Source organism: Litorimonas sp. (assembly GCA_029936425.1).
Taxonomy (GTDB): Bacteria; Pseudomonadota; Alphaproteobacteria; order Caulobacterales; family Maricaulaceae; genus Litorimonas.
The window spans coordinates 1-1,048 of the sequence record JAPYSU010000176.1; the positions used below are offsets into that span (position 1 = coordinate 1).

2 tRNA genes and 1 rRNA gene are annotated in these 1,048 nt (G+C 47.4%); all 3 read left to right on the forward strand.

From position 1 onward, the window contains the following. Positions 1 to 279 precede the first annotated feature (279 nt). A tRNA-Ile gene (locus ACN0IC_RS15805) sits at positions 280 to 356 on the forward strand. 26 nt (positions 357 to 382) lie between these two features. After that, a tRNA-Ala gene (locus ACN0IC_RS15810) sits at positions 383 to 458 on the forward strand. 281 nt (positions 459 to 739) lie between these two features. Continuing rightward, positions 740 to 1,048, forward strand: a 23S ribosomal RNA gene (locus ACN0IC_RS15815); the annotation flags it as partial.

Below are 1,048 nucleotides of genomic sequence, written 5' to 3' on the forward strand. Positions count from 1 at the left end.
GTAACAAGGTAGCCGTAGGGGAACCTGCGGCTGGATCACCTCCTTTCTAAGGAAGGTTTTGAAGGTCTTCGGTCTTTATTGACCACGCACCTTTTTAATCTTTTAGAAAATATTAGGTCCTCAGGCTCACGCCTAATGAGGATCATATAGCGGTTAGACGCCGTCTTCGTTTCTCTTCCCTTTCGATAATTATCCGCAGTGCGCAAATATGTGCAGCACGCAGGGTTTTTATACTAATGAGATGGCGACACTGCCTGTTTTCTGAACGAAGTGTTATGGAGGCCGGTAGCTCAGCTGGTTAGAGCGCACGCCTGATAAGCGTGAGGTCGGAAGTTCAAGTCTTCTTCGGCCTACCACTTCTTTCAGTGCGTACCTGTGATAAGGGGCTTTAGCTCAGTTGGTAGAGCATCTGCTTTGCAAGCAGAGGGTCAGCGGTTCGAATCCGCTAAGCTCCACCATCTCATTATACAAGTTTTGCTCTTTGCCTCGTGCTAAAGGGTAGATATTTGACATCGTTTATGGAGGGCTCATCCGCCCAGAGGCTTAGATTTATCTAAGACTTTACGACAAGGATGGGCTTTTAAATAGTAAAGATATCGTCTAGCGGTTCATCCGCGCAGGATATGTTCAATACACTAAAGTTGAACATGTTAGTCCTCGCGTATGAGCGCTAAACATTGAAGGTTGCACGGCTCTACACTTCTGGTCGGGCCGATGTGACCATCTCAAGAATCTGAAGAATCAAGCGTTACAAGGGCGTTTAGTGGATGCCTTGGCGCGTAGAGGCGATGAAAGACGTGGTACGCTGCGAAAAGCTCGGGTGAGGTGCGAACAACCTTTGACCCCGAGATCTCTGAATGGGGAAACCCACCTTTACAGACCCTGATAATTACCCTCAGTAATGAGGGTGGTTTATCAAGGTTTGTGTTAGGTATTGATAACTGAATATATAGGTTATTAAAGCAAACCCGGGGAACTGAAACATCTCAGTACCCGGAGGAAAGGACATCAACCGAGACTCCGTTAGTAGTGGCGAGCGAACGCGGAT